This is a genomic window from Nocardia donostiensis (assembly GCF_002081715.1).
Classification (GTDB): Bacteria; Actinomycetota; Actinomycetes; order Mycobacteriales; family Mycobacteriaceae; genus Nocardia; species Nocardia donostiensis.
This window is the reverse complement of record NZ_MUKP01000100.1, coordinates 1-5,370: the sequence shown is the minus strand read 5'-3', so window position 1 is coordinate 5,370 and position 5,370 is coordinate 1. Positions and strand designations below refer to the sequence as shown.

Annotated in this window: 5 protein-coding genes; 3 read left to right on the top strand and 2 right to left on the bottom strand. The window is 67.3% G+C overall.

All coding sequences use genetic code 11. The features are described 5' to 3' along the window. Positions 1-57: 57 nt before the first annotated feature. The gene (locus tag B0T44_RS25890) at positions 58-1,653 is read right to left on the bottom strand and encodes a hypothetical protein (protein ID WP_077115102.1); all 1,596 of its coding nucleotides are present in this window, start codon (positions 1,651-1,653) and stop codon (positions 58-60) included. Beyond that, the gene (locus B0T44_RS25885; RefSeq protein ID WP_077115103.1) at positions 1,650-1,979 is read right to left on the bottom strand and encodes a type VII secretion target; all 330 of its coding nucleotides are present in this window, start codon (positions 1,977-1,979) and stop codon (positions 1,650-1,652) included. Before B0T44_RS25885 ends, B0T44_RS25890 begins: the two co-directional genes overlap by 4 nt. A gap of 212 nt (positions 1,980-2,191) precedes the next feature. Between B0T44_RS25885 and B0T44_RS25880 the strand changes: the two genes are divergently transcribed. The 3 genes from B0T44_RS25880 to B0T44_RS25870 all read left to right on the top strand — a co-directional run. Next, positions 2,192-3,196, top strand: coding sequence for an NAD-dependent epimerase/dehydratase family protein (locus B0T44_RS25880; RefSeq protein ID WP_077115104.1), 1,005 nt, complete (start codon positions 2,192-2,194; stop codon positions 3,194-3,196). Positions 3,197-3,227: 31 nt separating this feature from the next. Continuing rightward, positions 3,228-4,244 carry an Rv2578c family radical SAM protein gene (locus tag B0T44_RS25875; protein ID WP_077115105.1) on the top strand — a complete coding sequence of 339 codons (1,017 nt, stop codon included), beginning with the start codon at positions 3,228-3,230 and terminating at the stop codon, positions 4,242-4,244. A gap of 110 nt (positions 4,245-4,354) precedes the next feature. After that, positions 4,355-5,370 (top strand): 2-oxoacid:acceptor oxidoreductase family protein (locus tag B0T44_RS25870; protein WP_176219249.1); only part of this gene is annotated, 1,016 nt, incomplete at its 3' end.

The window sequence follows — 5,370 nt, the reverse complement described above, 5'->3', positions numbered from 1 at the left end:
TACGAACGCAGAAGGCACACCCCAAAGCGCACGGCCGGAGCGAAGGCGGAGGTACGCCTAGAACTGATCCTGGTTGTAGTCGAACCCGTCGCTTTCGTCGGTGTGCGTGGCGCCGATGACCTCGGGGGTGGATTCACCGAGGGGTCCGGTGAGGTCGTCGTTGCCGATGACGCTCTGATACGACTCCACGTTGCGGGAGTGTTCCTCCTCGTTGTTGCGCTGGCCTGCGCCTGCGGCCGCCGGGCTGCCCATGAATCCGGTGCTGGTGCCTGCGGGGGTGGTGTTGAGCGCGCCGGGTATCCCGGGTAGCCCCGGCCGTATCCCCCCTGACATCGGTGCTCCCGGCAGACCGGGGACGCCCGGCGTCGACGGTGCACTCGGCAGGCCGGGAACGCTCGGGCTGCCGGGGCCGCCGGGGGCACCGAAGCTCGGCGAACCCGGGGTGCCCGGGGTATTGAGCCCGGCGGCGGTGGTCGACGGGGTCCCGGTGCTCAGCGGCGATTCCAGGCCGGCCACGGTGGTCGCGGCGTCTTCGGCCTGCGACAGCATCGGCTGGCCGATGTTCTGTGCCACGGCCTGGGCGACCTCCGCGGGCTGTGGTCCCGCACCGGAGCCGAGGAGTTGGTGTACTACTCCGTTCAATTCGGCGGTTTTGCCCGCCAGGTCACCACGGGTGACGTTGACCACGCCCACTGCTTCGCCCAGGTGCTGTGTGGCCGATGCGATCAGCGCGGTCTGCGCGGGCGGGGTCATGATGACCGGTGCGAGTGCGGCGGCCTGGGTGGCGAACGAAGACGCGATGCGGGTCAGTTGCGCGTTGCCCTGTTGCACCACGGCGGCGGCGCGCTGGGTGAGCTCGGAGATATCGATACCGCGCTGACTTGTTTCCAGTCCGGTGTTGTTGGCCTCCTGCCCGGCGATCTGGGCGTTGCGCGCGGCCTGGCTCTGCCACAGTTGGTCGACGGTGGCCATACTGCCCCGGCCGACCTGCATCGCCGCCTCGATGATCTTCGACGACTGGCTCAGGATCGCGGTGGGATCGAGTGCGCCGATGACACCGGTGCCGAAACTGCTCAACAGGTCGAGGATCGGTTTGAACAGCGCGTCGACACCGGGGAGCGCGGCCAGGCCCGCGCCGCTGAGCAGGGCGCCCACCGGATCGTCCGGCAGCGTGGGCGCAGCAGCCGCGGCAGCGGGCCCGGCCGCCGTTGCTGTGGCCGCCGGAGCCGCGCCGAGTGCGGGGCCGACTTCGTTCTGCGCGTGGCCGAGCACTCCCTGTGCCGTCTCTATCACCGGCGCCGCGGCCTGGTCGAGGGCCTCGTGCGCGTCACCGAGCAGCGCGGCGGCACCGGTGGCCGCGCCGGACAGGATGTCCTGCGGATCCGGTGTTCCAGCGGCCGACAGCCCGGGCAGGCCCGCGGGCACGGTACCGGTGGCGGGAGTGTCCTCGCTGATCTTGCGGGCGAGCACGAATTCCGGCGGCTCGATCGGTGGCAGGTCTTCGGGCAGTTGCGGCAGCGGCAGGTCCTGGATCGCTGTGCTCGTCGGCGGCTCCGTGGTCACGGCTTGTTCGGCTGCGGCGTGTTCGGCCGTTGCGGTGGTGTCGGTTTCGGGGGCGATCACCCCGGGGAAGCCCGAGTCGAGCGGCTTCACAGCGCGCCCCCGATCTCACCGGCGACCTTGCCGAGCGCGGCAGCGTTGCTCATATCGCCGACGTCGTAGTTGACGGCCGAACTGAACGCCGCACGGGACAATTCGTGGTATTTCGCCGACAGATCGTTGATGTCTTTGGCCTGCAATACCTGCGCGGCGGCGAACATGGCCAGATAGTCGGCTCCGATCAGCCCGAATACGGGGGTGAGGGCGGCGATGTTGGCTGCCGCATCGAAATTGCCCGCTCCCGCGATCTCGCCGGCGATCCCGGCATTCGTCGTACCGAAGGCCCGCAGCGCGTCGGTTTCTACCGAGAGATCACTCATCGAGCTCCCCCCAAATCGTTGTGAACATCAGTATCGCGAACATCAGTACCGGGTGAACGTTGTGTCCTTGTGCCCCAACAGCGCATGCCCCTGCGGCGCCGTTACGGTTGCGGCCAATATAACCCACGCCGACCGGCTCGGCACGATTCATCGGCGACGACCGAACAACTAGAACGTGTTGCAAATTAGAACGAGTTCTATATTCTCGTCGCATGAAGGTCGCAGTGACCGGCGCAGCCGGCTACCTTGGCACAAATCTGCTCCCCCTGCTCGCCGAGCGCGGCGACGAGGTCGTCGCCATCGACCGCGTAGCGCCGCAGCGCGCGCAACAACCGCACGTGAGGTGGGTTTCAGCAGATGTGCTCGATCCGGAATCGATGCGTTCGGCGCTCGACGGCGTGGAGCTCGTCTACCACCTCGTCGCTGTGATCACGCTGGCCGACAAGAACGATCTGGCCTGGCGGGTGAACACCCGCGGGGTCAAGGTGGTCGCGGAGGCAGCCCGCGCAGCCGGGGTGCGCCGCTTCATACACGCCAGCTCCATCCACGCGTTCGATCAGTACAACTGCGGCGGCCATATCGATGAGCAGACGCCGCGATCGACCGACCCCGGACTACCGGTCTACGACCGCTCCAAGTGGCAGGGCGAAATCGAGCTGCGCTCGGTGATCGACGACGGACTCGACGCCGTACTGTGCAATCCCACCGGCGTTTTCGGCCCCATGGACCACGGCACACCGATGTCACGGATCAACCGCTCGCTGCGCGATGCGGCCCGCGGCCGTATCCCCGCCATGATCGACGGCGGCTTCGACCTGGTCGACGTGCGCGATGTGGCCAAGGGTCTGATCCTCGCGGGCGACAAAGGCCGAACGGGCGAGAACTACCTGCTCGGCGGCGAAATGATCTCGATGATCGACGTCTGTCGCATCGCCGCCCGCCACGCAGGTAAGAAGGGACCGCGGGTGACCATCCCGCCGCGTCTGGTCTCCGGGCTCATCCCGGTGCTCGAACCGATCGGCAAACGCCTCGGCACCGATATCGTGTCCAAGGCCGCGCTGGGTGCCCTGATCTCCGCACCCGTGGTGGATCACGGTAAGGCGGCCCGCGAACTCGGCTACCACCCACGCCCGATCGACGAGACAGTCCGCGACCTGGTCACCTTCTTTGCCGAACGCGACAATCCGGCCGCGGCGCAGGCCCCGCAGAGCGCTTGACAGCGTCTAGAACGCGTGTTCGACTGGTCTGGTGCGGTGGCAAAGCCAGATCCTGGACGCCGACGACGGCGCGCTACCCGGCCTCGATCGAGCCGGCTTCGCACGCACCGTGCAGACACCGGAATTCGACGGCATCACTTTCCACGAAGTGCTGTGCCAGAGCGCACTGAACAAAATGCCCGAGAGTTCCGGACTGCCGTTCCGCTGGACGCTCAATCCGATGCGCGGCTGTTCGCATGCCTGCCGCTACTGCTTCGCGCGCGGCACCCATGAATACCTGGATCTGGACGCAGGAACGGATTTCGACAGCCAGATCGTGGTGAAGACCAATATCGTCGCGGTTCTGCGCCGGGAACTCGCGCGCCGTTCCTGGCGTCGCGAAACCGTCGCGCTCGGCACCAATACCGACCCCTACCAACGCGCGGAAGGCCGATACCGCCTGATGCCGGGCATCATTCGGGCGCTCACCGATTCCGGCACGCCGTTTTCCATTCTGACCAAGGGCTCTCTGCTGCAGCGAGATCTGCCGTTGCTCACCCTGGCCGCCCGTGAAGTGCCGGTGCATCTCGGGGTTTCGCTGGCCACCCTCGACCCCGACCTACATCGCGGACTCGAACCGGGCTCTCCCGCGCCGCGCGTCCGGCTGGATCTGATACGGACACTGGCCGATGCGGGTTTTGCCGTGAATGTCATGGTGGCGCCGGTGATTCCGTATCTCACCGATGGCCGCGCTCAGCTCGGTGAACTCTTCGGCGATATCGCCGCCGCGGGCGCGTCCTCGGCCGTCGCGTTCCCGATGCATCTGCGCGGCAGCACCCGCGGTTGGTTCCTCGGTTGGCTCGCTGAGCATCATCCGGCGCTGCTGCGCCGCTATCGCCAGCTGTATCGGCGTGGTGCGTATGTGGCGCCGGAATACGCCGACTGGCTGCGCGAGCGTATCGATCCACTGCTGCGTGAGCACGGGCTGTGCCGGGAGGAACCCGGTGAGCCGGAAACACCGCCCGAGCCCCGGCCACGGGAACAGCCGCAGCTCGCCCTGTTCGGCTGACCTACCGCAGGCGATTCCCGACAGGCCACCCACATTCCCGGCGCGCCGCGGCCCCGGCGGAGTAGGTTGGCGAAAGGCAGCTCTCTTCGACGAGGAAGTGAAGCAGGCATATGGTGTCGCACCACAACGATACGACCGATTCCGGCGCCGTCGAGCGCGGAAACGATTCCGGCGCAGCAGTTCTGGACCGGGTGGTGATCCGCTTCGCCGGCGACTCCGGCGACGGGATGCAGCTCACCGGCGACCGGTTCACCCACGAAGCGGCGGCATTCGGTAACGATCTGGCCACCCAGCCCAGCTTTCCCGCCGAGATCAGGGCCCCGCAGGGCACCCTGCCCGGCGTGTCGTCGTTTCAGATCCAGATCGCCGACCACGACATTCTGACCGCGGGCGATCAACCGGATGTGCTGGTGGCGATGAACCCGGCAGCGTTGCAGGCCAACCTGGCGGATGTGCCCCGCGGCGCCACGGTGATCGTCAACACCGACGAATTCACCAGCCGCAATCTCGCGAAGGTGGGCTACCGAGGCGACCCGCTCACCGACGACACCCTCACCGATTTCGTGGTCCATCAGGTGCCGATGACCTCGCTGACCCGCAGCGCGACCGAACCAGCCGGGGTGGACAAGAAGGCCGCGCAGCGCGCCAAGAACATGTTCGCGCTGGGTTTGCTGTCGTGGATGTACGGCAGGCCGATCGGCGGCACGGAACGTTTCCTGCGGGAGAAGTTCGCCGCAGCGCCCGAGGTCGCGGAAGCCAACATCCTGGCCTTCCGGGCGGGCTGGAACTACGGGGAAACCACCGAAAGCTTCGCCACCACCTATTCGATCGCCCCGGCCGCGCTGCCGCCGGGCACATACCGCCAGATCACCGGGAACACCGCGCTGGCCTACGGCCTGATCACTGCGGGTTCGCTGTCGGGTCTGCCGGTTTTCCTCGGCAGCTATCCGATCACCCCCGCCTCGGACATCCTGCACGAACTGAGCAAGCACAAGAACTTCGGTGTCACCACCTTCCAGGCCGAGGACGAGATCGCCGGGATAGGCGCGGCGCTCGGCGCGGCGCTGGGCGGAGCGCTGGGCGTGACCAGCACCTCCGGTCCCGGTCTCGCTTTGAAGAGCGAGAC